Genomic DNA, 25,168 nt, shown 5'->3' on the forward strand with positions numbered 1-25,168 from the left:
GCATACCACCGCCGAGGAGGAATCACCCATGACAACGCCGATTACGCAAGACCATATCGATTTTTATCGTGAAAACGGATTCGTGAAAGTCGACAATATGCTGACCGAGGAAGAGCTGGAGCTGCTGCGGGAGTACTTGGAGGAAGCGATGCAGACGACGAGCGACCGCTCGGTGCAGACGGACAAGCAAGGCGGGCTCTACTACCGCGTCCTGAACCAGAAGGTCAATACGTGGCGGGATCATGCCGGAATGGGCAAATTCAGCTTCCACGAACGATTCGCCCAATCCGCGCTGCAGCTTGCCGGAGCCGGTCAAATCCGCCTCTTCCACGACCACGGTCTCTGGAAAATGCCGAACGATTCCAAGCCGACGCCTTGGCATCAGGATACGCCGTATTGGCCGATTAACGAAGCCGACCAGGGCATGCTGTCGATCTGGATCGCGCTGGACGACGTCAACGAGAAGAACGGCTGCATGGCGTTCATTCCGAAGTCGCAGAAGCTCGGCAAGCTGCACGGCATCGATTTCCTCGATCCGCAGAACATCTTCGACTACGTCGAGGGCGGACAGCTGGACGACCGCAAGCCCGTCGTCGTGCCGCTGAAAGCCGGAAGCTGCACGTTCCACAACGGCCTGACGTTCCACTACGCCCATGCCAACGAGACCGATCGGCCGCGCCGGGCGCTGGCGATCATCTACATGCCGGACGATATCACGTTCAGCGGCGCTTCCCATCCGATCACGAATGGGCTGAACCTGGAGAAGGGCGACGTGCTCAAAGGGCCGCTGTTCCCTGTGCTGGCCGTTCGCGGCTCCGACTGACCTCTTCTCCTCTGCAAAACAAAGGCTATCCCTTAGCGTCAGTGACTCGACACCTAAGGGATAGCCTTCTTTTCACGTCGACTGGACAGCTCGCTTACTTCGCTCTGTCTTCCTTACGAACGCAGCGGCGAACTCTCGCTTACTTCGCGCCGGCTTTCGTCAACGCCGCGATCATCTCGCCGTAGCCCCGGCTCCTGGCGTGTTGGAGCGGAGTTACCCCGTCGTGGTCGGCCAGATTCACGTTGGCTCCGTGCTTAATGAGCAAGTCGACGATTTCCTGATGAGCTTTGCCTCCGTCTCCGAGGATGACGGCTTCCAGCAACGCGGTCCAACCCAAGTTGTTGACATGGTCGACATCCACGTCCGAGTGTTCCAGCAGTTCGCGTACGATTTCGACGTGGCCCCGATCGGCGGCCGGAATGAGCGCCGTTCCTCCGAAACGGTTCGTAATCGTCGTATCCGCTCCGGCAGCAAGAGAAGCCTTCAGGAAGTCCATCTTGCCCTCCGCGCCCGAATACAGCAGCGGATTGTCCAAGCGGTCGTCCCGAATATTCAGGTTGGCTCCGCGCTCCGCGAGCAGGTTGAACAGATCGAGCCGATCGTTATGCACCGCGACCATCGCGGAAGTGCGGCCTCGGCCGTCCGTGGCGTCGATGTCGGCCCCTTGCTCCAGCAGCCGTTCGACGGCTTGCCGGTCTCCTTCGACGACCGCTTGCAGCAAATCCCGGTTTAACTTGTCCATCTCTCGGTTCACCTCTTGAGTCGCTTTTTGATCCCCGTCGGTCAGCAAGGAATCCACTCTTACTTCGCAGCCCGCCAGAGCCGCGGCCAGAATGATCAGTCCCAATCCGCGCAGCATCGCGAACCGCCGCCTTCCCAATAGCTTCATCGGCATCACCCGCAATTTTACAGTTTAAGCTCCGCTTGCGATTGTCCGGCCCAGTCTCCGACAGGCGCGACCGTATAAGCAACGCGCGGCGTCAGCTTCGTTCCGGCGGCCAGATCGAATACGCCTGTTGCGCCTTGGCGGCTGGAGTAACGATAAGTCGCGGTCAAGCGATTGCCGTTCCCGTCGGTCAGCTGCACGCTGCGACCGGAGAACAGCTCGTCTCCCGGGTCGCCCGCCAGAACGACTTGAATGGAGGTTTCGCCTACGGCTTCCGCGCCGGCAATTTGCAGAGGAGCGATCTCCTTCGCGGTGAATGTCGGATTGGCGATTCGCGCCCAATCCGAGGTCACCGTGTATTTCACGCCCGGCTTCAACGTCTCGCCTTCCGGCAGACGGAACTTGGGCTCCTGCTTGCCGTCCGTCGACTGCGTGAACGGCACGTACTTGGCGATTATCGGCTGTCCGCCTTCCGGCGTAATCGTCACTTCCCGCGCCTGGCCGGAGGAGATGATCTGATAGGCTTTGCCGCTCTCGTCCTTGTCGTTCTCGTCCAGCACGAAAGCGTTGGCGCCCCGGCCGCCGCTGTACGCGGCGATGATGTAGCCGTAGTCGACCACTCCGTTTGCCTTCAGCGCTTCCAACTCTAACGTATCGTTCGCCACCTGCCTCGCTTCGGTCATGTCCAGCTTCGCTGCGTTGCCCGTGAACGTGCCTGCGGCTTGGCCTTTGTAGGTCAGCGTATACGCCGCGCCGGGCTTCTGTACGGTCGTCGGGACGATGTACGTCGCCGCGGAGCCCGTCTTCAGCCGCGGCATGTTGCTGATGGCAAGCCCGTCGTTAAAGGCGAAATCCTCCTTAGCCTGTGCGAACGCTTCGTTGTCCGCTGTCAGCGGTTTGTCGAAGTCGACGATCAGCGTAATGGCGTTTAACGCGCGGATGCTCACGATGCGGGCATCCGAGGAGGGAATCGCCTCGCGGGCGGTCGAGAGCAAGTAAGCCGCTTCGCCGCGCGTCGCGCTGCTGCCCTGCGCATAGAAGTCCTCCGCCCAGTACTGAACCGATTTGACATCCCGCTTCAATGCCTTGGTTACCGTCCGGATCAGCTCGTCGTCCGTCACGACGGCTTGCGGCTCGAAGCGGCCGTCCGCCGTCTCCATCACTTGCTGCTCCACCAGTCCGGCCGCATAGTCAGCATACCATGCCTGCGGTTTGACGTCCGCGAGGCTGATCCCCGAGCCGCCTTGAATGCCGAACGCCAGGGAGACCAGCTTGGCCAGCTCCGCGCGGGTAATCGGATTGTTCTCCCTCATGCTGCCGTCCTCGTACCCGTTCATCACTTGCAGGTCGGCAAGACGGTTGACGGCTTCCTGAATGGCCTGCGCGGACAGCGGCGCGGCTGCGGCGGATTGTGCCATGAGCGGCAGCGTTCCGGTTCCAAGCGCGGCCGCCAGCGTCATAACGGCCAATTTCTTCGAATATTTGTTCATCGATAATTCCTCCTTGTAGTCGATAGGCGTTAAGGTGTTGTCTGCCTTATCCCTAGCATAAAGGAGAGAGTTAAACGGCCTAGAAACCCGGGATTAACGGATTCGAAATAAATGATAAACAAATTCTAAACTGCGTTAGGGCGTGTTTTCATACTCCGAGGACAGCAGATATGGCCGAATTTTCGTTCCATGCAAGGAACTTTTGTGAAGGCGTACCGGAGGTACGTCGAGCAAAAGTGACGAAGCAGGGGGCGAAAAGGCGGTGATAGATGCCCCTGAGCGGGTTTGAAGACACGCCCTAGACGGAAAAGCGATATCCCGCTCCCCAGACGGTCTCGATGTACTGCGGAGCGGACGGATCGACCTCGACTTTCTCCCGCAGCCTGCGAATGTGCACGGTTACGGTGGCGATGTCCCCGTTCGAATCCATGCCCCAAATGCGCTCGAACAGCTCCTCCTTGCTGAAGACACGGTTCGGATGGCTCGCCAGAAACTCCAGCAGGCCGAATTCCCGGGTCGTGAACGCGACCTCGCGGCTGCGCACCTGCACCCGGCGGGCGGCCTTGTCGATGACGAGTCCCCGGAAGCGCATTTCCGAGCCAGGTCCGGCCTCCCGCTTGCCTATCAGCCGCTCATAGCGGGTGATGTGAGCCTTGGCTCTCGCGACCAGTTCGCTCGGACTGAACGGCTTCGTAATATAGTCGTCGGCCCCCTGGTTGAAAGCCCGGATTTTATCGATCTCCTCCTTCTTCGCCGAGACGATCAGAATCGGAACCTCCTTCTCCTGCCGGATGCGGCTGCACAGCTCGAAGCCGCTCATTCCGGGAAGCTGCAGATCGACGATCACCAGATCGTAATCGCCGCCAAGAGCGAGCTGCAGCCCTTCGCTCCCCGTATGGCACAAGTCGACGCGAAAGCCGTTCAGCTCGAAGTAGTCCCGCTCCAGCTCCGCGATCGACTCCTCGTCTTCAATGATCAGAATGCTTGTCGTCATCGTCCGCCGCTCCTTCCTCTTTCGTTGCCCGCTTCAGCGTAAAAAACAGGCTCGTGCCGACGCCCGGCTCGCTGCTTGCCCATATGGTCCCTCCGTGTCCTTCGACGATCTGCCTGGCGATCGCGAGTCCCAATCCGCTGCCTCCCGTCGAGGAGTTGCGCGATCGTTCCGCGCGATAGAAACGGTCGAAAATGTACGGTATGTCCTCCCGGGGAATGCCGATTCCGTTATCCCGGATTTCGACGGCGACCCGGTCCTCGGCCGCGCGGACGGAGACGCGGATCGTTTTGTCCGCCTTGTCGGTAAACTTCTGCGCGTTGCCGATGATGTTCAGCACGGCCCGCTTCAGCTTCTCCAGATCGGCGAACACCGCAATGCCGCTCTCCGGACGGTCGTCCCACTCCAGATCGATGCCTTTCTCCTTCATTACGAAGCGCAGTTCGTCGAGGCAAGCGTCTAGGAAGCCGACAATGTCCGCATGCTCGAACTGAAACGAAACCTGCTTCAAATCGAGCTTGGAGTACAGGAACAGCTCGTCCACCAGCCTGTCCAGGTCGTTCGCCTTGGAGTAAATAATGTTGACGTACTTGTCCATCTTCTCCGGTGTATCCGCCACTCCGTCGCGAATGCCTTCGATATAGCCTTTAATGTTCGTGATCGGCGTGCGCAAATCGTGCGAGATGTTCGAGACAAGCTCCTTGCGGCTCTCCTCGTCCCGCAGACGCAGCTGGACCGATTCGTGCAGCCGCTTGCGCATATTCTCGAACGTCTCGTTCAGTTGACCGATCTCGTCCTTGGAGCGCAAGTCGAGCGAGACCTGAAGATTGCCTTCCTTGATCCGTTCGGCCGAGCCGCGCAGCAGCTCAAGCGGCTTGACGACGCTGCGGGTAATCCACCTGTACAGCAGCGCGTTGGCCGCGACGATGACGGCGACGAGCAGAATGACGAGGACGGGCAGCAGCTTGCGAACGACTTCGCCGAACGGGCTTCGCTCGCGAATGACGAAGACGCTCCCTTTGGCCCCGTCCGTGAACCGGAAGTCGAACTTCGCATAGGCGTAAAACCGTTCGCCGATGTTAAACGTATGGCGAATCTGGTTGTTGTCCAGATCGTAAGCGGGCAGATAGCCTTCCAGCTCCGGCTGGTTAAACGTGTTCGATTCGAACACCTGATTGCTCTCCCTGCGGACGTAGAGGCCGGCGCGCACCGTTCGCAGCTTGAAATCGTACTCGGTCAGCAGTTCCCTTTCCTGCAGCCGATCCGGCTCGTTTTTGGCCAAATACTTCAATTCGAGGAAGATCGACTCTTCCTCCTCCGTCAGCGGATTAAGCTGGTAGTGAACCTTATAAAAATCGCGGAAGCTGCGAACGTCCCCCGTCGCCGTAATCGCGAACAGACCGGCGGTCAGCGCAACGACGAGCAGGCTGACGACCAGCATACCCGTATAGGACAGCAGCAGCTTGATGCGGATAGACATGCGGTCAGTCACCTCGTCCCGAAGGTTGCTTCGGATGCGTAATCCGTACAAATATGCTACCATGGCGCTAAGTATATGAATAATATTAATAAAGTTGGTTTTGCTTAGCTTTTTCCTATACTAAGGGGAGGGGGGTGATCCGAAAATGGACATTCGGCAGCTGCGATATTTCATCGCGATCGTCGAGGAGGGCAAGATCTCGGCCGCGGCCGAGAGGCTTCATATTTCGCAGCCGCCGTTAAGCCAGCATCTGAAAGCGATGGAGGAAGAGCTTGGAACGACATTGGTAGAGCGGAGCGGCAAGCAGTTCGAGGTCACCGAAGCCGGAAAATCCTTGTACAAGTACGCTTTACAGATGGTCCAACTGATGGAAGAGGCGAAGCTGGAAGCGAAGGAAGCCGGGAACGGAGTAAACGGCCAGCTGAAAATAGGCGTCAACACATTCTCGGTCGCGGGACTGTCCGAGCTGCTGCAAACCTTCGGAAGCCGTTATCCGAAGGTGACCTACAAAATCCAGCAGAACGAATCGGCTCAACTATGCCAGCTCGTGCGGGATCGGGCCATCGAGTTGGCGATCATCCGCTTGCCGCTGGAGCTGTCTTCTTTTTCGGTTCTTCACCTGAAGAACGAGCCTTTCTACTTTATTGCGTCGGCGAAGCACGAGCGGTTGAAGGACGAAGTGTCGCTGGCCGACATTCACTCTTATCCGCTCGTGCTGCCGAGCACCGAAGGCTTGGGCGTGCATTACTTGATCTTGGAGGCGTTCTCCCGGTCCCGGCTGACCGCCAACCTGATGGGCGAATGCTCCGACATCGCCCTGCTGATGGACATGGTGTCCTCCGGCTTCTGCGCGTCGGTCGTTCCGGAGACGGTGCTGAAGAGGCACAAAGGCTATGCGGTCAACGCCAGCAAAGTGGCGCCCGAGACGGACGTCGCTTCGCCGATCGGTTTGATCTGGCTTAAGCATCACCGTCTGTCCCAGGCCGCGCAAAATTTCGTCGATCTGCTCCAATCCCGTCTATAACGTACCGGCGACGATCTCCCCGCGGAACAGCACCGCTTGTCTGGGCGCTCTTCTCGCCACCGCTTCCGCGGAGCAGCTTGCTTGCGCCAGCACGGCGTCGGCCGAGTCGCCGACCGCCGGCCATACGCGGTTGCCGTCAGCGTCCAGCGGAGTGACACCGCCGGTGATGAAGCCGAGCGCTTCTCCCAGCGAGCGTTCATCAACGAAGCGGTACAGTTCTGCGAGTCGGCTCGCCTTCATCAGGCAATCTCCGGTGCCGAACGGCGACCAGTGATCGGTAATGCTGTCGTTGCCGAGCCCGATCCGCACTCCTTTGTCGCGCATCGTCGGAAGCGGCATGATCAAGCCGCCGAACGGCACGGTGGAGGTGATCGAGATCCCCAGCGAGGCGAAGCGATCCGCAAGCTCGGCGGCGGCTTCGGCCTCTCCGGCGAACGCGAACGCATGGCTGACCGTTACCCGGCCCTGCCAACCGGCCTGCTCGGTCAGATCGGCGAGCCGGCTCATCGTCGCGAGGCCCGCGCCGCCTTGGTCGTGGACGTGAATGTCCACGCCCGCATCCGCTTCGACCGCGATGTCCATCACCGTCTGCAGCGAGCGCTCGATGTCGCCGTCGACGGTCGCCGGATCGACCGCGCCGACATGCGTCGCTCCTTGGCGCATCGCTTCGCGGACGAGCACGGCCGCATCCGAGCGCAGCAGACCGTGCTGCGGGAAGGCGACGATCTCATGGGACAGCTTGCCGGAAAACGTATCCAGCGCGCGCATCGTCGCCTCCATATTCCGCAGCCCGACGACCGGATCAATATTGCAATGCGTGCGGACGTGGGTCGAGCCGAAGCCGAGCACCAATTCGAGCAGCTTCTCGGCCCGCTCTTGCGCAGTCGGCAGCAGCTTCGGCAGCAGCTCCCGCTCCTCCTCGATTCTGCCGAACACGCCGTTCGCCGGTCTGACCGCCCTCCACGGTCCGCCGTAATACGTCTTGTCGATGTGAATATGCATTTCCTTAAAGGCGGGCAGCAGGAGCAGCCCCTTCGCGTCTCTCCTCGGCAGTTCGTCTTTCGGAAACCCACCATCCGCAGCCAAGATCTCCGTTATTTTTCCGTTCTCGATGCGGAGGTGGCACAGCTCCGTTTCCGTCCCGACGATCGCGCCTTCCTCTCTCCTATAGCCGCTTTCCAGCCGGACATTCGTAAGCCAATAAGCTTTAGCAGCGTTCATACGGACCTCCCCTCCAGCGATCCTGCGACGATCGCCCCTCGGTGCATGACGGCGGGACGTTTCGCCCTTCTCGCCACCGCCTCGGCCGAGCAGCTCGCCTCAGCGAACACGAGACTCGCTTCGTCTCCCGGCTTCGGCCAGACTTGCCGCCCATCCTTGTCCAGCGGCGTGACACCCCCGGTGATGAAGCCGAGCGTCTCGGCCAGCTCCCGTTCCGTTTTCCATCCGAAACGTTCTGCCAGACGCCCCGCCCTTTCGAACACGTCTCCGCTGCCGAACGGCGACCACGAATCGAAAATGTTGTCGCACCCGACCGCTGCCCGCACTCCGCGGGCATGGAGGAACGGAACCGGCGGCATCGTCCGTCCGAGCGGCACGCTCGTAATGACCGTAATGTCGGCGCGCGCCAGAAGCCCTGCCATCTCTTCCGCCTCTCCTCCCTCCATATCGCTCAACGCAAACGCATGGCTGACGGAGACTCGGCCCTGCCAGCCCGCTTCCTCCGCAAGCTGCGCGAGCCTTCGGATCGTGTCCAACCCGACGCGGCCGCCGTCATGCAGATGCAGGTCGACATCGGCGTTCGCCTCGACGGCCAGCTCCATCATCTGCTGCAGCGACCTTTCCGCGTCGCCGTCCACCGTATGCGGATCGACGCCTCCGACGAGCCCGCAGCCGCTGCGCAGCGCTTCCCTGACCAGCCCGGCGCTTTGCGATCTCAGCAGGCCGTGCTGCGGAAAAGCGACGATCTCGGCTGTCAGCTTGCCATCGAATGAAGCCAGAGCCTCTTGCACGGCCTCCAGATGACGAAGCCCCACCTCGGGATACAGGTCGACATGCGTTCGCACATGCGTCGAGCCAGCCCGAAGAAGCAGGGCGAGCAGCGTTTCCGCGCGTTCCTTCATCGTCGTGGCCAGCGCAGGCAGCGTATTTTTCTCGATCTCGAACCGCTCGAACAGGGATGCCGCGGGCCGCACCGGCCGCCAGCGATCGCCCAGCAACGTTTTATCCAGATGGCAGTGCTTCTCGATAAAAGACGGAAGCGCAAGCAAGCCGCGCGCATCGACCTGCGGCAGAGCTTCGGCGTTTGCTTCCCCTGCTCCCGCTTTCTCCGCCAGGGCTTCCCCTGCGCCTGTCCCCTCCGCTTTCTCTTCTCCCGTTCTTGCTTTCTCCGCTCGTACTCCCCCAGTGCTTGCCTCCATCGATCGTACTTTCCCAGTGCTCGCCTTCCCGGCTCCCGACCTTTCCGACTTTATTCCGTCCGGCCTATCCGCCGCGCTCACGATTTCCGCAATCGCGCCCTCTTCAATCCGCAGGTGAAACAGGTCGGTTTTCGTCCCCGTTACGTCGCCGTTCTCCAGCTCATGCCCCGTCTCCAAGCGGACGTTAAGCAGCCAATAGGCGTTAGCCATTGCGTTCCCTCCCGCATTCCCAAGATTCCAAAATCCCAAGCTCTTATGCCTGTCCGGCAGATTATCTGTATGCTAACACGGGCGGATGCATATGAAAAATATTAAAAAAGTTATGTTTTCATAGGAAAACCCTATGCAAGATCAACCTGTGGTCGACCGACCGCCGTCATGCAGCGAAACACCGTGGGGCAAGCTTATTCGGCGAACGGCGATGCGATGAAGAATAAAGGCAGCCCTCTCATCTCCTGTCTCCCCTTTCACACTGTCCTCTTCCGTCAGTGCATCTGCTTCTTCCTGCTTCACTTTCCACATCTTTTTGTCGCTATCCCCTTCCGTCAGGCCGTCTGCTTATCCCAGTTCCATTTTCCACTTCTTTTGTCGCTATCCCCTTCCGTCAGGCCGTCTGCTTATCCCAGTTCCATTTTCCACTTCTTTTGTCGCTATCCCCTCCATTCAGTTCACGCCATACCTGTCGTACCGCTTTTTCTCCCCTTTTGCCGCTATCCCTTTGAGTCAGTTGAGAGTTACGTCCAATTTCGCGCCCGCCGATTGCATCCATTCTTCCACAATCACCTGTCCAACTTACGCGTTCTTTTTCAAAAGAAAAGTCTCAAACTGAATTACTGGGACACCTAGCAAGCTGCTGAACGCTAATCCACAGCCGGGAGGATGATCCACTGATTGAAACGGGAAGCTTATCGCTAAACGCTACTAACCAGATTTCTGAGCTGTCGGGATACCGGCAAATAGAGGATAGTCACTATGGCCGATCTCCCTGGAGGCGTACGACCAACCTGACTGGACGGGATACCGGCAAATGGAGGGAAAAGACGCTTCGTACGTATTCGGAATGTCGTGCAGAAAGCTGAGTGGACGGGACATCGGCAAAAGAGCGGAGAAGGCACTACGTACATATTCAAATGTGGCGCAGAAAAACTGACTGGACGGGATATCGGCAAAAGGAGGGAAAAGACGCTTCGTACGTATTCGGAATGTCGTGCAGAAAGCTGAGTGGACGGGATATCGGCAAAAGAGCGGAGAAGGCACTACGTACATATTCAAATGTGGCGCAGAAAAACTGACTGGACGGGATACCGCTAAAAGAACGGTAAAGGCACTACGTACATATTCAGAAATGTGGTGCAGAAATGCTGAGTGGACGGGATATCGGCAAAAGAGCGGAGAAGGCACTACGTACATATTCAAATGTGGCGCAGAAAAACTGACTGGACGGGATACCGGCAAAAGGAGGAAAAAGGAGCTACGTACGTATTCGCTCAATTGGCGCTCTAACGGGGGGCGTTGTGCTAAAAAATCGAGTATCGTCGCTCAATTGGCGCTCTAACGGGGCGTTGTGCTAAAAAATCGAGTATCGTTTCCCGAATGGCGCTCTAACGGGGGGCGTTGTGCTAAAAAATCGAGTAGCGCCTCCCAAATTGGCGCTCTAACGGGGGCGTTGTGCTAAAAAATCGAGTAGCGCCTCCCAAATTGGCGCTCTAACGGGGGCGTTGTGCTAAAAAATCGAGCAGCGTCTCTCGAATGGCGCTCTAAAAAGCCGCAAGCGGCGTGCGCTTACGGCTCTCGTGTCGTTCCGGCGGGTTCGGGGACGTAATATTGGCGGAATTCGGTGGGGGTCAGGCCGATCTGTTTCTTGAACAGGGTGCTGAAATAGCGGGAGTCGGGATAGCCGACCTTGTCTGCGATCTCGTACACCTTGTTCCGCTCGTCCATGAGCAGTTCAGCCGCTTTCTTGATCCGGTAGTTGGTGCAGTATTCGAGGAACGTATACGAAGTTTTGCTCTTGAACAGCTTGCTCAGGTAGCTTTCGCTGATATGCAGATGATCGGCGATGTTCTTGAGCGAGAAGTTGCGCTCCACGTTCGCCTCGATATACGCGATCGCCTCGGCCAAATACCGGTCGTTCGGCTTCGCGCCGCCTCCGGGAGTCAGCTTGCCGGGCAAGCCGACGCTCTCCGCCGAACGTTCCCGCCGCAGCGCCAGATCGTACTTCCGCTTGCGGCCGACCGCCTCCACCGTCTTCGCCAGCACGGCGTCCAGCTCCGCGTCGTCGATCGGCTTCAGAATGAAGCCTTGCGCCCCGAGGTCTACGGCCGCCTTGGCGTACTTGAAATCGCTGAAGCCGGTAATGAGAATAAACTCCGTATCGCTCGTCTCCCGCACCTTGCGCATCATCTCGATGCCGTCCATGCCCGGCATGCGGATGTCGGTGATGACGATGTCCGGACGCAGCTTGCCGATCAACCGCGCGCCTTCCAGCCCGTCTCCCACTTCCCCGATCACCTCGCAGCCGTAATCGTGCCATGGCGTCGTCATGACCAGACCTTTGCGCAGCAGTTGCTCATCCTCGATGACCATGATTTTGATCATGCCGTCTCCTCCTTCCGGCGATACGGAATCCGCAGCGATACCCGGGTGCCGACTCCGGCTTCGCTCTCGATGTCGAGCCCGTAGGCTTCCCCGTAATAAAGCCGAATCCGGTTATGCACGTTGCTGATCCCGATGCCGCCGTGATGCGTCCCCTCGCGAATGGCGGCCAGCGTCTCTTCGTCCATCCCAATGCCGTTGTCCGCGATCTCCAGATGCAGCTCGTCCCCGCGCCTCAGGCAGACGAGGCTCAGATCGACGCTGCCGACCTTGTTCTCGAAGCCGTGCACGATCGCGTTCTCGACGAGGGGATGGAGCAGCAGCCGGGGGATGACGGCGTCCAGCGCATCGTCGTCGATGCGAATGTCGACGCGCAGCCGATCCGCGAACCGAATGCGCTGAATATACAAATAGTGCTCGATCAGCTCCATCTCCGCGCCCAGCGTCGTCTCCTCGTCGTCCACGTGAATCATTCCCCGCAGCAGCCTGGAGAGTTGAACGACGATGCCGCTGATTTCCTTCGTCTGGTTCATCTTGGCGTTCCATTTGATCAGATCGAGCGTGTTGTAGATAAAATGGGGATTCAGCTGCGCCTGAAGCGCCTTGATCTCGGCGACGCGAAGCCGCCGCTGCTCGTCCTTGGCGCTGGCGATCAGATCCTTGATCTGCGTCGCCATGGCGTTAAAGCCGCTGGCCACGATGCCGAATTCGTCGACGCGTCGGGACTCGATCCGAACCGAGAGATCGCCCATCGAGATGCGCTTCATTGAGTGCGCCAGCTCGAAAATCGGCTTGGACACGTATTTCGACAGCTTATAGGCGAACCAGAGGCAGATGACGAGACTGACTGCCGCGGCAACGGCGAACAGCGTCTGAATGAACCCCATGCTCTGCTCCACGATCGCCGCCGGAGAATAGCCGTAGACGGACAAGCCGAGCCGTTCCGAAGGCACGATCTGCAGCAGGTGGCCGCTGCCGATCTCCCCGGGCTCGCGCTCCAGCGTCCCTTCCCTCTCGGGCTGCTTCGTATGGATCACCGTGTAGGCATGTCTGTCCAGCACGACGAAGTCCATCGCGAACGGAGCGTCGTAAGCGCTTACGATGTCGGCGATCAAAGCCCGCGGAAAATCGACGATCAGGTAGCCGAGCAGCTCCCCGGACGACGAATGCAGCGTCTGAACGAGACTGAGCACGACTTTGTCCCCTTGGGGACTGTCGTACGCGTGCGGATACACGCGAATCTCGCCTTCCGCCTCATGGGCGGTGCGGAAGATGCCCCACCCGCGGTACTTCGCCGGATTGTAGATCGACGGCAGCTCCCGGGTCGAATAGTGGACGCTGCCGTCGGCGTTGATCATGTAAATGGCCGCTTTGTTTTTCTTGCCTGCCAGCAGCAGATGCATGCGCTGCTCGACGTTTTTCTTCAGTTCGGCGCTGCCGCCGAGCAGCGCCTGCCGCACTTCCGGCAGCTCGCCGATCGTATTCATGATGCCGCCGTATTCCTCCGCAAGCGCGTCGAACCTCTCCGCCGCTCCCGCCACTTTGCCGTGAAGCTGCTGGCGGTACTGTTCGAGGAAAAATCGCTTCGAGAAGCCGTACGTCATCGACCCGATGATGAGCAGCGGGATGACGCCGACCAGAACGAAGAAAATAAGCAGCTTGTTGTAGAAGCTTAACGATTTCCTCATGCGGATGATCTCCTTAGGGCGTGTATGCATACTCCGAGGATCGCAGATATGGCCGAATTTTCGTTCCATGCAAGGAACTTTTGTGAAGGCGTACCGGAGGTACGTCAAGCAAAAGTGACGCAGCAGGGGCGGTGATAGATGCCCCTGAGCGGGTTTGCATACACGCCCTAGGCGATTCTTGGCTGTCGAACGTAATTGGTCGTCCGCTGTCTTCTATTAGCAGGATAACGTATCCGCAAGAAGAAGCGCAACCGTTAACGCCTGGCAGCGGAACGCCGGAGCGTTTATCCGGCGGCTTGAATCAGCCTGGTCAGTTCGTCGTGCACGAGTCCGTTCGTCGCGATCAGCGCGGTCTTGTCCAGCGCTTCGGGCAGCGGCTTGCCCTGCCAATCCGAAGCCCGTCCTCCGGCCTCCTCCAGCAGGATCAGCCCGGCCGCTACGTCCCACACGTTCAAGTCGACCTCAAAGTAGCCGTCGATTCGGCCAGCCGCCACGTAGGCCAGGTCCAGCGACGCCGGTCCCTTGCGCTTGAGGTCCTGACAGGCGGCGAACACCTTCTCCGCCGCGCGGAACATCCTGGGCGCGGACACCTGCCGCTCGTACGGGAAGCCGAACCCGAAGATGCAGTCCCCGAGCGCGGCATTGCGCGATACGGACAGCCGCTCCCCGTTCAGCCGTGCCCCGGCTCCGGACAGCGCGGTGAACAGCTCCCCGTTAAACGGATTGTAGACGATGCCGAAGCGCCGCTCCAATCCGACGTACGCGACGGAAATCGCGACGTGCGGGTAACCGTGGATCAGATTGGTCGTGCCGTCGATCGGATCGAGAATCCATTTCGCCTTCCGTGTCGCATAGTCGTTCGTCTCGTTCTCCTCCGAGATGAACTCCGCTTCCGGCTCCAGCGCGTATAACGCCCCGTTCAGCTCCCGTTGCACCGCCAAGTCGATATTCGTGACGTAATTGGCGAACCCTTTCTCCTCGACGCTAAGCTCTTTGCTCCCATTGCGAACGATCTCACCGGCCGCACGCACGCAGGCGATCGTCTTCTCCATCAGTTGTTCCATAGTTCGTTCTCTCTCCCTCCGATGTCCACCTCTACATCATAACGCTTCTGCCGCCGGAAAATTTATTGAAAATGATCAGCGAGACGACCGTCGCCACCGACAGAATGGATGCCAGCGCCGCCGCAGTGCCGAAGCTGTCCTTGAATATTTCTGTGAAAATCGCGACCGAGATCGTGCCCGTCTTGCCCGAGAACAGAATCAGCGTGGAGCTGAGCTCGTTGATCGTCTGTACCCAGCTGAGGATGGCGCCGGAGAACAGCCCGGGCAGCATCAGCACCGCAGTCGTCTTGAAAAACGTGCGCATCGGCGGAACGCCAAGGCTGATCGACGCTTCCTCAATGCTCGGATCGATCTGGTACAAAATCGCGGTGCTCGATCGCAGAATAAACGGCAGCTTGCGGATAACGTACGACACGACGATGATCGTTACCGTTCCGGTCAGAATGAGCGGCGCCTTGTTGAAGGCGGTAATGAGCCCGATCCCGAGCACGGAGCCGGGAATGACGTACGGGAACATCGCCAGCGAGTCGAGCAGCGAGGACAGCGCCGATCTCCTGCGGACGACGACGTAGCTCAGCAGCAAGCCGACGACGACCATGATGACGATGGCGATGCTGGCGAAGTAGAACGTATTGGCGATGTTCTTCGACAGCTTGAAGCCGATCGCCCTGTAGCTGTCCAGGCTGAAGCCGCTCACGAACAGCGGGCCGCGCGTCTTGATGAAGGACGTGATGAACACGACGATCTGCGGCGTGACCGCCAGCAGCGACACCCCGAAGGCAATTGCCGTCAACAGCGAGCGCTTGCCCAGCTTCAGCTTCTGCACGGCTGGCGGGCGCAGGGCGCTCATGCGATAGTTTTTGCGCGAGACGATATACTTCTGGACGAACAGCACGAGCAGCGCGCACAGGACGATGACGGTGCTCAGCGTGCTGGCCAGGTAGACGTCGCCCCCGATGTCGCTCATGAACTCCTCGTAGACGACGACCGGCAGCACCTTGTAGCCTTCCGCGATGAGCAGCGGCGTGCCGAAGTCGGCGAGCGAGGTCATGAAGACGACGATCGCGCCGGCGCTGATCGACGGCACGATGACCGGGAACGTCAGCGTCAGCAGCTTCCGGATGCGGGACATCCCGAGATTCTCTGCCGCCTCCTCCAGCGAACTGTCCATATTGGAGAGCGCTCCGGAAACGTACATGTAGACGAACGGGAACAGCTTCAGCGTGAACACGAGAAGCATGCCTTGAAAGCCGTAGATCGTCGGAAGCACGATGCCGATTTTCTCGAACAGGTTCGTCACGAAGCCGTTGCGCCCGAGCAGCAAAATCCACGAGTACGCACCGATGAACGGCGGGGACAGCAGGCTCAGCACGATCATGATGTTGATGACGGATTTGCCCCACACGTTGAACCTCGTCATGATGTAGGCCATCGGAACGCCGATCAGCGTCGCCAGCACCGTCGTCAGCGCCGAGACCGTCAAGCTGTGCTTAAGCGTGTTGAAGTAATAGGGCGTCGTGAAAAAGTCGATGAAGTTCACGAAGCTCAGCCGGTGCGTCTCCGGGTGGTAGAAGCTCTTCAGGAACAGCGAGGAGAACGGGTAGACGAGAAACACAATCATCAGCGCAAGCAGCGTCAGGCTGACGATGATCCAGAACGACGGCTTCCTCCACCTTCTGCGCGTTCCTCCCTGCCCGATTGCCGGTCCGATCGCAGGGCTGCTCATACGATCGCCTCCCCCGTGCCGGGACGGTACAGATGCAGCTTGCCGAGGTTGAAGCGGATGCCGACCCGGTCGCCGACGGAGCGAAGCACTTCGGTATCCTTGGCGTATTCGTTCACCTCTACGGTCTGACCGCCGCCCAGCTCGACCTCGTAGCTGATGTAGTCGCCGAGGAACGTGACGAGCGTGACGCGCCCTTGCGGTTCGCCTTCGCTCGGCTCGGCCAGATGGATGTCCTCAGGACGGATGGCGAGACGGACTTCCCCGGACGCCGTCTTCCTGGCGCCGACGGGAATCGTCCCGACACCTTCGACCTTGACGACAGCTGGCTCGCCCGCACCCGGGACGCCGGTGACGGCGGAGCTGCCCGCACCGGACAGCGTGCCGTCCAGGAAGTTCGTCGTGCCGATGAAGCCGGCTACGAACGCGGTCGCGGGCTTCGAATAGATTTCCAGCGGCGTGCCGATCTGCTCGACGACGCCAGCGTTCATGACCGCGATTCGGTCGGACATCGCCAGCGCTTCCTCCTGGTCGTGCGTCACGTAGATCGTCGTAATGTTCAGATCTTTCTGAATCTTTTTGATGGCGATGCGCATGTCGATTCTCAGCTTGGCGTCCAGGTTGCTGAGCGGTTCGTCCATGAGCAGGATCGTCGGATGGATGACGAGCGCCCGCGCCAGCGCCACCCGCTGCTGCTGCCCGCCGCTGAGCTGGGACGGATCCCGGTCGCGGTACTTCTCGATATGCATCAGCTTCAGCATGTCGCCGACCCGATCCGCAATTTCCGCCTTCGGCAGCTTGCGCGCCTTTAGCCCGTACGCTACGTTCTTCTGAATCGTCATATGTGGAAAGATGGCGTAATTCTGGAACACCATCCCGATATTTCGCTGGTAAGCGGGAATGTCGTTCATGACCCGGTCGTCGAACAGAATCTGTCCGTCTTCGATCGAATTGAAGCCCGCGATCATGCGGAGCAGCGTCGTTTTGCCGCAGCCCGACGGGCCGAGAATGGTGAAAAATTCGCCTTCTTTAATGGAAAAATCAATGCCGTCTACCGCCGTGTTGTCTCCGTACCTCTTCGTCAGATTGCGGAAGGTTACGCTGTGGCTCATCTGATCACTCCTGTCTCGTAGTTGAACCAAGGATGCGTCAAGGACAGACCCCATGAAATGGAGAAAGGGAATGGTTTTGCCCGCGCCTTTTGGCTTTGAGTTGCCTACCTATGAAGGTCTTATCGATCCAAGCAACTCAAAACAACTTGTCTGAAGCCGGCAAAGCCATCCCTTTCGAAATGCAATCGGTTTGCCTTTCATTGGTTCAACCTATATGGGTTGCTGGATTACTATTACTGGCCGACCACAAATTCCTTCCACTTCTTCGTGATCATCTCTTTGTTGGCGATCGCCCATTCCATGTCGTATTCGACTTTCACGAGCTGGCTGAGCGGAACCATGCCCTTGGGCTCCTGCAAGTCCGTCCGAACCGTGCGGCGGTAGATGTCCCCGATATGGGATTGAACGTCCTTGCTGAGCAGGAAGTCGACGAACTTCTGGGCGTTCTCCATGTTTTTCGCGCCTTTGACGATGCCGAGGCCGGATGTCAGCAGCGTGTTGCCGTCGGACGGATAGACGATCTCCAGATCGGCTCCGGATTCGACGTATTTCAGCGCGCCTTGCTCGTACGTTACGCCGACGCTGTATTCGCCGTCCGCGACGCCCTTGAACGTGCCGGAGGAGCTGCTGATCAGCTTGCCGTCCAGATTGTCGACGAACCGCTTGATCAGATCCATTCCCTGATCGCGATCGGGCTTGGACAAAATCATGTTGACGACGGCTGTGAACGAAGAACCCGACTTGACCGGATCGGCGTGCGCGATTTTGCCCTTCCATTTCGGATCGGTCAGATCCTCCCAGCTCTTCGGCGCTTCCTCTTCCTTCACGAGCTTCGGATTGTAGATGATGACCATCGGCTCCAGGTTAAAGCCGTACCAAGTGTTGTTCGGGCTTTTCGCCTCGGGGATCAGGCTGTCGAGCTCGGTGCTCTTGTACGGCTCCAGCAGGTCGTCGACAACCGCGTAACCGTCCACGAAGCCGCCCCACAGCACGTCGCCCAGCGGATTTTCCTTCTCGGCGCGGATTCTGGCGATCAGCTCGCCCGTGCCGGCGCCGACGAGGTTGACCGTGATGCCGGTCTTCTCCTGAAACTCCTTCACGATCGGATCGGACCAATCCGCCGCGTGGGAATAATACAGCGTCAGCGAATCCGATTTTCCGCCCTCCTTGCCTTTGCCGTCGGAACCGCAACCTGCCGCGATTACGCTCCCCGCCAGCAGTACGGCCAGTGCTCCCGCCCATTTCTTTCTCATCCCGATGTCCTCCCTTGTTTGATTTACATGTTCATTGTAAAGCGCTTTCATTGCAGTCACAACGTAACAATCCGGCACTTTTGTTTGTAAATTCGCACACTTTTACCATCGCATAGAACTGCGCTCGCCATCCTCTCTGCCGACTTGCATGCCCATAGTATCGCCACTTCTCCGCCAGCCCCGCGTGGGACGCAAAAAAACCTGCCAACCGCGACGAAGCGGCTGACAGGTTTGATTTTCGCTGCTTAAGAAACGGCTTTCCCCGTTCTCTTGCACGTTTTGCTGTCGTGTTTGCAAGTCTGGTAGACGCCCATGAAATCAAGACGATGGTCGGTGACCTTGAACCCGTATTCGCTGGCGACGCGCTGCTCCAGCTCGAGCAGCCAGTCGTCCTGAATTTCCTCCAGCGCGCCGCATACCTTGCAGACGAGGTGGTGATGCATATGATCGTGCCCCTCCTGCCTGAGGTCGAAACGAGCGACGCCGTCTCCGAAGTTCATCTTCTGCACGATATGCAATTCCGCGAGCAGCTCCAAAGTCCGGTATACCGTAGCCAAGCCGATCTCCGGAAACTTCTGTCGCACCAGCATGAACACATCTTCGGCGCTTAGATGATCGCTCTCGTTCTCCAGCAGCACTTTTAGCGTAATCTCGCGCTGCGGCGTCAGCTTGTATCCGTTCACGGTCAACTGCCGATTGATTTTGTCGATTTGCTCCACGATATCCATCCTATGGACACCTCCGCTTCATTAGAGTGGTATTTGTCGTTACTTTCCCATCATAGCGAAATCGGGCGAAAAAATCAAAGAAAACGCCATCATTTTCCATAATCGCATTATTATACGCTTATGGTTTCTCTACAAAACGATCGGCGCGAACGTCCATAAAGTGACGACAAGAACTTCGTATGGTAAGATTTAAGCGCATCGCGAGTCCGCGTACGGCTCGCCTCCAGAATGAACGAAGCAGGTGTGTGTACCGTGTGGAAACCCGACCGCCAAAGCCTCCTCCCGCTCTACCTCCAGATCTCCGAACATTTGCAGGAACGAATCGCCGGAGGGGAATTTCCCCCGGGCAGCCCGCTGCCTTCCGAACGCAAGCTGGCCCGGCAGTTCGGCGTGAATCGCAGCACCGCCGTGCAGGCCTATGCGGAACTGCGCTCGCACGGCTTCATCGAATCCATCCCGGGAAGCAAAACGATCGTCGGCTCCGTCCATTCCGCAGCCGCGGAAAGCCGCACGCCCGAATGGCATCGTTATGCCGAGAGCGGAAGCTTCCTTCCCAATTTGCCGTTTCTGCGTCTGATCCGCGACAATCTTGCCCGCGACCCGTCCATCATCGATTTTGCCAGCGGCAAGCTGTCCGTCGATCTGTCTCCCGATCGGGAGATCGGGCAGATTATGAGAAGCCTCCCCTACCCTCCCGAGGAAGGCTATGACGGCGGGCAAGGTTTTCCCCCGTTAAGGAAGGCGCTGGCCGAGTTCCTCGGATCGCACAGGAACATTCGAACGACGGAAGCTTCGGTGCTCATTACAAGCGGCTCCCAGCAGTCGCTCTACCTGATTACGCAATGCCTGCTGTCGCCCGGGGACGCGGTGGCGGTCGAGACGCCCTCCTTCACCCGTTCTCTGTCGATGTTCCAATCCGCCGGTCTTCGCCTGTACCGTCTGCCGGTCGACGAGCGGGGCGTGGACCCGGAAGGGATACGAACGCTGCACCGCAACCACCGGATCAAAATGATTTTCGTCAATCCCAATTATCAGAATCCGACCGGAACGGTGCTCGATCCCGGCAGAAGAAGCCGATTGCTGGAGACGGCAAGCGAATTGGGCCTCCCGGTCGTCGAGGACGATCCGCACAGCCTGACCGCCGACGACGCCCCTCTGCCGCTGAAAGCCGAAGATGCGGCGTCGAACACGCTGTATATCGGCTCCTTCTCCAAGATCGCCGCCGCGGGTCTGCGCATCGGCTGGATCGTCGCTCCGCAATCCGTCATCCGCCGGCTGACCGATGCCCGGCGCCAGATGGACCTCGGCTTCAGCGTTATCCCGCAGCAGATCGCGGCGCGGTTCATCTCATCGCCACAATTTGCCCCTCACATTGAGCGGCTTAGGCAGCAGTTGATATACAAACGGGATTTGATGGCCGAAGCGTTGGAGCGCGAGGTGCCCGAGCTCGTTCGCTTCTCTCTTCCGGAGGGCGGACTGCATCTTTGGTGCAAAATAAACGCTTCTGTTAACGACAGCCGGCTGCTCGACGAAGCGCTCGGACGCGGGGTCGCTTTCGTACCGGGCAGCCTCTACGGAGCCGAAGCCGGCTACATGCGCCTCACCTATGCCCGCCCCAACGTGGAGGAGATCGACCTGGGCATCGCTCGTCTGGCCGAGGCTATTCGCTCCGTCGCGGAGTAGGCCGACATATCGGAACCGTTTCAATTTCAGGGAGGTAAGATAATGGAAAAGGAAAAATGCGATTTGATCCATCCTAACGGCGTCCAGGAAAAGGAAATGAAAGTGGTCGAGGGTTTGACGATCAAATACCACGCCAACGGAAATACGATCTGGTCGAAAGGAAAAATGGTCGACGATGTTCCGGACGGCTACTGGGAATGGTATCGTACGGACGGAACTTTAAAACGTTCAGGATATTTCGACAAGGGTGAACCCGTCGGCGAATGGATCACCTACGACAACAAGGGAAACAAATACAAAACGACCAATCGCGATAAAAAATAAACCGTCCCCGCGGACAAGGCCGAGGACGGCACATTTTTCGCGCCTTCGGAAGCTCGCGAAAAATCGATTGAATGACACGATGGCGACTTTCCCTTGCGGGGGGCGGATCACAGATCTGCTGCGCCTTCTATGCCGTTACCGTGAAATGCGGACGAACAGCACGTATGCGAAATACGGCGCGCCGATCAGCGCGGTCAGAATGCCGGCCGGAATTTCCAGCGGCGGGTGCGCCACCCGGCCGAGCAGGTCGGCCAGCGAGACGAGCGCGGCCCCGAGCAGGGCCGCGACGGGCAGCAGCCGCTTGCTGTCGGAGCCGACCAGCCTTCGGGCCAGCGGCGGAACGACCAGGCCGACGAAGCCGATCGTGCCGGCGATCGCCACCGAGCTTGCGGCCAGACCGACTGCCGTCGCCAGCAGCACAAGCCGCGCGGCCTGAACCTTCATACCGATGCCTCTGACCGTCTGCTCGTCCAGTTGCAGGGCGTTCAGGTGGCGGCTTCCGAGCAGCGCCAGCGCGCAGCCCGCCAGCGTCCACGGCCACAGCAGCTCCACGTGCTGCCAGGAGCGAGCGTACAGGCTGCCCTTCAGCCACATGAGCGCCTGGGACGAGGACAGCGCGTATTTGACGATCAGGAACGTAATCATCGCCTGAAAACCGGTCGATACCGCCACCCCGGTCAGCGCCAGACGCAGCGGTCGAACGCCTCCGCGCTGATACGCCGCCATATAGACGATAACCGCTGCCGCGACCGCTCCGACGAACGCCGCAACCGGCAGCAGCGAGCCGGAGCCGGGATACAGCAGCAGAACGATAACCGCCGCGAAGCCGCCTCCGGCGGATACGCCGACCACGTCCGGCGCCGCCAGCGGATTTCTCGTGATGCCTTGCAGGATCGCTCCCGACACAGCCATATTGATGCCGACCAGCACCGCGATCGCGAGCCTCGGCAAGCGATACTTCAGCACCAGCGGTTCGCCGCCGAGCAGCTCCTTCACGATGTCCGACAGCGATACGGACACCGCGCCGAAGCGCAGGCTGAGCGAAGCGATGACAAGCAGCAAGAGAAGCAGAGCGACGGCCGTCGATGCAAAGCGCGCTTTCTTCATCTCAGCGTTCCTCCTTGTTGCGGCGAAGCAGATAGAGGAAGAACGGCACGCCGAGGAAAGCGGTGACGATGCCGACCGGAATATCCGCCGGATAGGAAATCCACTGCGCGGCGAAATCCGCCGCCGACAGCAGAGCGGCGCCCAGCAGCGCGGACGCGGGAATGAGCCGGCGGTGATCGATGCCGACGATCCTTCTGGCCATGTGCGGCACCATCAGGCCGACGAAGCCGATCGGTCCGGCCACCGCCGCCGCGCTGCCCGCCAGCAGGATGACCATGAGGCCGAGCAGCCCGCGGGTGCGCGCCACGTTCACGCCCAGCCCTGCGGCCACCTCGTCGCCCTGCGCAAGAAGGTTGAGCCTTCCGGACAGCAGGAATGCCCCGGCCAGAACCGGCGCGCCGATCCCCCAGATCAAACGGTTGTCCGACCAATTTGCTCCGGACAGCTTGCCGGCCATCCAATAGACGATTTCCATCAGCCGGGTCTCGAACAGCAAAATAATGCCGGTCGTGAGCGACCCCATAAAGGCGCTGATCGCCACGCCGGACAACACCAGCCTGGACACGTCGCTGCCTCCGAAGCGCGCCAGCCAATAGACGAGAATTCCGCTGACCGCAGCGCCGCACAGGGCGGCGGGAAGAATGACCAGCGAGCTGTCGGAGCCGCCGAACAGCAGCAGAGCGACTACCGCGGCGCACGCAGCCCCTTGGTTCAAGCCGATGATCTCGGTATCGGACAGCGGATTGCGCGTCATCGCCTGCAGCAGGCAGCCGGCCACGGCCAGCGCCGCTCCCAGCGAGGCTGCCAATAACAGCCGCGGAGCGCGTACATGCCAGACCGTATAGGCGGCCAGTTCGTCCTTCAGGTTGCCCGAAGGCCACAGCAACGTGCGCCAATCCAAGCCGCTTACCCGATAAGTCAACGTCAGCCAGACGATTGCTGCGAACAGCAGGAGCAGCGCTGCCGCCAGCGCCCACCGGAGGGTGGCCGGACGCGAATTCGGCCGTCTATGTCCCATGCTTGCGCCCATGCCCGGTTTCTCTCCTTACTTGGATGCGGAATCCGCCGCCAGCGCGGCGAGCGTCTCGTCCAGAATTTTGCTCGCGGCGATCGGACCGCGACCCCGCGCCCATAGGTTGCGATCCACGACGATGAAGCGGCCGTCCTTGACCGATTTCAAATCTTGATACAGCGGATTGGCCTGAAGCTTATCCGGGCTGTCCCCGTACAGCATAATGTAGTCGGGATTGATCTCGTGGAGCCGCTCGAGCGTCATATGTACCCCTTCGCCCTTGCCTTCCAGGTTGTCCTTTTCTCCGTTAAAAGCGTAATCCGCCCCGACTTGGCTAAGCAGCGAGCCTACGAACGAATCCTTGACCCATACCGTAAACGTATCATCGAACAAACCGGCGACCAGAATGGTCGGAGCGCCTTCTATCCGCTGCTTGACGGCGGCGATCTTCTCGTTCAGTCCGGTCACGACCTGCTCGGCCTCCTCCTGCTTGCCCAAGATCTTGGCAATACTCCGCACGTTGTCCAGCACCTGGTCGTAGCTGACGTCGTCGAAAGCTACCGTCGTCGCGATGCCTTCCAACTCGCCGCGAATCATGCTGTGACGATCCACGCTGGCGATGATCAAATCCGGCTTCAGAGACTGGATGACTTCCAGATTCGGAGCCTTGCGTTCCCCGACATCCGCCGCATCGGCTTCCGTCACTTGATCCTGCAAGTATTCGGGGATTTTGGTCGTGCCGACGCCCGCATTGCCCACCGGCTTAACCCCAAGACTGGTCAATGTATCGATAAAAGAGAAATCCAGCGTCACGATCTGTGCAGGAACCGTTTCCGCCTGATACGTTCCCCATTCGTGTTCCACGGATACCGCCGCGGTCTGCTCCGATTCAACCGGCGCGGACTCCGACGTCGGCGTCTCCGCCCCGGAAGCCGCCTCCGTACCGTTCGGCGCTTCGGCGGACGGCTGTCCGTTATTGCTCGCCCCGCACCCTGTTGCCGTTATAATAAACAACAGCATAAAAACGATGATCGACCATTTCCTGTTCATTCCTTGCTCCTCCTCGTTCCAATCGAAAATGATAATTATTATCAATTACAGATTGTAGCGAAGGGAGCCGCCTTTGGCACCATCCAGTTTGCAAAACTAGCTTCCATCCAGTTTTGTGTGGCCTGCTTCGCATGGCCTTCACCGTTACGCAGGATCGTCTGCACGGGTCGGAGGTTCGAACGAGGCTCAGGGGCGGGGCCAAAAGAGTGCCTCCGCGTGAGCGGGGGCTGCAGGGCCGGGGCCAAATAAGTGCCTCGACGGGAATGGGGCCGCAGGGTCGAGGCCAATAAAGTGCCTCCACGAAACCGGGGCCGCAGGACCGAGGCCAAAAAAGTACCTCGACGAAACCGAGGCCGCAGCCCCGAGGCCAAAAAAGTGCCTCGAAGCTCAGGGCCTCAACCCCATGCTGCGTGATGAAGGCCAATAAAGTGCCTCCGCGCAACCGAGGCCGCAGCCCCGAGGACAAAAAAGTACCTCGACGTTCATCCACCAGCCGCCCATAATCCGTATAACCAGACAAAATGGGTCTGTTTCCCGCTTCCCTTCCCCTGCCGCTGTCTTCCGCCGTCGGTCCTCACCTTCCTCACCCAACCATCCTTCTCCTCCCACTATTAACGGCGACCCGAAGGCTTATTCCCCGCTCCCCGGCGACAACGCCAAAAACCTGCCGAACCGTATCAATCGGCAGGCAGGTCCCATGCTCTCATCTCTATAA

The 25,168-nt window shown here is 59.3% G+C and carries 21 protein-coding genes; 4 read left to right on the forward strand and 17 right to left on the reverse strand.

Translation table 11 applies throughout. The features are described from left to right. Window positions 1-28 precede the first annotated feature (28 nt). Window positions 29-823, forward strand: a complete 795-nt coding sequence (locus B0G52_RS26350) for a phytanoyl-CoA dioxygenase family protein (RefSeq protein ID WP_094048864.1) — start codon at window positions 29-31, stop codon at window positions 821-823. Between the two features lie 139 nt (window positions 824-962). On the opposite strand, the gene B0G52_RS26355 is transcribed toward B0G52_RS26350, so the two are convergent. From B0G52_RS26355 to B0G52_RS26370, 4 genes are all read right to left on the reverse strand, one after another. Then, entirely contained in the window at window positions 963-1,712 is a 750-nt protein-coding gene (locus tag B0G52_RS26355) for an ankyrin repeat domain-containing protein (RefSeq protein ID WP_369827137.1), read from the reverse strand. Between the two features lie 17 nt (window positions 1,713-1,729). After that, window positions 1,730-3,199, reverse strand: a complete 1,470-nt coding sequence (locus tag B0G52_RS26360; protein ID WP_094048866.1) for an S-layer homology domain-containing protein — start codon at window positions 3,197-3,199, stop codon at window positions 1,730-1,732. Between the two features lie 298 nt (window positions 3,200-3,497). Beyond that, window positions 3,498-4,193, reverse strand: coding sequence for a response regulator transcription factor (locus B0G52_RS26365; RefSeq protein WP_094048868.1), 696 nt, complete (start codon window positions 4,191-4,193; stop codon window positions 3,498-3,500). Continuing rightward, entirely contained in the window at window positions 4,168-5,670 is a 1,503-nt protein-coding gene (locus B0G52_RS26370; protein WP_094048870.1) for a sensor histidine kinase, read from the reverse strand. Before B0G52_RS26370 ends, B0G52_RS26365 begins: the two co-directional genes overlap by 26 nt. A gap of 145 nt (window positions 5,671-5,815) precedes the next feature. On the opposite strand from B0G52_RS26370, the gene B0G52_RS26375 reads away from it, so the two are divergent. Next, on the forward strand, window positions 5,816-6,694 hold the full coding sequence (locus B0G52_RS26375; RefSeq protein ID WP_094048872.1) for a LysR family transcriptional regulator: 879 nt from the start codon (window positions 5,816-5,818) through the stop codon (window positions 6,692-6,694). Here the strand turns inward: B0G52_RS26375 and B0G52_RS26380 are convergent. The 10 genes from B0G52_RS26380 to fur form a co-directional block, all read right to left on the reverse strand. Further along, window positions 6,689-7,915 carry an amidohydrolase family protein gene (locus B0G52_RS26380; RefSeq protein ID WP_094048874.1) on the reverse strand — a complete coding sequence of 409 codons (1,227 nt, stop codon included), beginning with the start codon at window positions 7,913-7,915 and terminating at the stop codon, window positions 6,689-6,691. The genes B0G52_RS26375 and B0G52_RS26380 overlap by 6 nt on opposite strands. After that, window positions 7,912-9,324, reverse strand: coding sequence for an amidohydrolase (locus B0G52_RS26385; RefSeq protein ID WP_233163074.1), 1,413 nt, complete (start codon window positions 9,322-9,324; stop codon window positions 7,912-7,914). The genes B0G52_RS26380 and B0G52_RS26385 overlap by 4 nt, the downstream gene beginning before the upstream one ends. A gap of 141 nt (window positions 9,325-9,465) precedes the next feature. Then, window positions 9,466-9,636, reverse strand: a complete 171-nt coding sequence (locus tag B0G52_RS35720; RefSeq protein WP_158223877.1) for a hypothetical protein — start codon at window positions 9,634-9,636, stop codon at window positions 9,466-9,468. 1,260 nt (window positions 9,637-10,896) lie between these two features. Further along, window positions 10,897-11,712, reverse strand: a complete 816-nt coding sequence (locus B0G52_RS26390) for a response regulator transcription factor (RefSeq protein WP_094048876.1) — start codon at window positions 11,710-11,712, stop codon at window positions 10,897-10,899. Beyond that, complete coding sequence (locus B0G52_RS26395) at window positions 11,709-13,397, reverse strand: cache domain-containing sensor histidine kinase (protein WP_158223878.1); 1,689 nt, start codon at window positions 13,395-13,397, stop codon at window positions 11,709-11,711. Before B0G52_RS26395 ends, B0G52_RS26390 begins: the two co-directional genes overlap by 4 nt. Window positions 13,398-13,681: 284 nt before the next feature. After that, a complete protein-coding gene (locus B0G52_RS26400; protein WP_094048880.1) occupies window positions 13,682-14,461 on the reverse strand; it encodes an inositol monophosphatase family protein in 780 nt (259 codons plus the stop codon). A 31-nt stretch (window positions 14,462-14,492) separates the two neighbouring features. Then, complete coding sequence (locus B0G52_RS26405; protein ID WP_094048882.1) at window positions 14,493-16,187, reverse strand: ABC transporter permease; 1,695 nt, start codon at window positions 16,185-16,187, stop codon at window positions 14,493-14,495. Further along, entirely contained in the window at window positions 16,184-17,296 is a 1,113-nt protein-coding gene (locus B0G52_RS36505) for an ABC transporter ATP-binding protein (RefSeq protein ID WP_094048884.1), read from the reverse strand. Before B0G52_RS36505 ends, B0G52_RS26405 begins: the two co-directional genes overlap by 4 nt. A 233-nt stretch (window positions 17,297-17,529) precedes the next feature. Continuing rightward, window positions 17,530-18,549: an ABC transporter substrate-binding protein gene (locus tag B0G52_RS26415; protein WP_158223879.1), complete on the reverse strand. Its 1,020-nt coding sequence runs from the start codon at window positions 18,547-18,549 to the stop codon at window positions 17,530-17,532. A gap of 245 nt (window positions 18,550-18,794) precedes the next feature. Continuing rightward, a complete protein-coding gene (fur, locus tag B0G52_RS26420) occupies window positions 18,795-19,277 on the reverse strand; it encodes a ferric iron uptake transcriptional regulator (RefSeq protein ID WP_094048888.1) in 483 nt (160 codons plus the stop codon). Between the two features lie 252 nt (window positions 19,278-19,529). Here fur and B0G52_RS26425 point away from each other — a divergent pair, with 252 nt between their 5' ends. Further along, entirely contained in the window at window positions 19,530-20,960 is a 1,431-nt protein-coding gene (locus B0G52_RS26425) for an aminotransferase-like domain-containing protein (protein WP_233163076.1), read from the forward strand. Window positions 20,961-21,002: 42 nt separating this feature from the next. Continuing rightward, on the forward strand, window positions 21,003-21,284 hold the full coding sequence (locus B0G52_RS26430; RefSeq protein WP_094048892.1) for a toxin-antitoxin system YwqK family antitoxin: 282 nt from the start codon (window positions 21,003-21,005) through the stop codon (window positions 21,282-21,284). A 135-nt stretch (window positions 21,285-21,419) separates the two neighbouring features. Here B0G52_RS26430 and B0G52_RS26435 read toward each other — a convergent pair whose 3' ends face one another. The 3 genes from B0G52_RS26435 to B0G52_RS26445 are packed head-to-tail and all read right to left on the reverse strand — an operon-like array spanning window position 21,420 to window position 24,453. After that, entirely contained in the window at window positions 21,420-22,391 is a 972-nt protein-coding gene (locus B0G52_RS26435; protein ID WP_094048894.1) for a FecCD family ABC transporter permease, read from the reverse strand. Between the two features lies 1 nt (window position 22,392). Beyond that, entirely contained in the window at window positions 22,393-23,421 is a 1,029-nt protein-coding gene (locus B0G52_RS26440; RefSeq protein ID WP_094048896.1) for a FecCD family ABC transporter permease, read from the reverse strand. A gap of 15 nt (window positions 23,422-23,436) precedes the next feature. Further along, window positions 23,437-24,453: an ABC transporter substrate-binding protein gene (locus tag B0G52_RS26445; RefSeq protein ID WP_094048898.1), complete on the reverse strand. Its 1,017-nt coding sequence runs from the start codon at window positions 24,451-24,453 to the stop codon at window positions 23,437-23,439. Window positions 24,454-25,168: the final 715 nt, after the last annotated feature.

It is taken from the genome of Cohnella sp. SGD-V74 (assembly GCF_003001675.1).
Lineage (GTDB): Bacteria > Bacillota > Bacilli > Paenibacillales > Paenibacillaceae > Cohnella.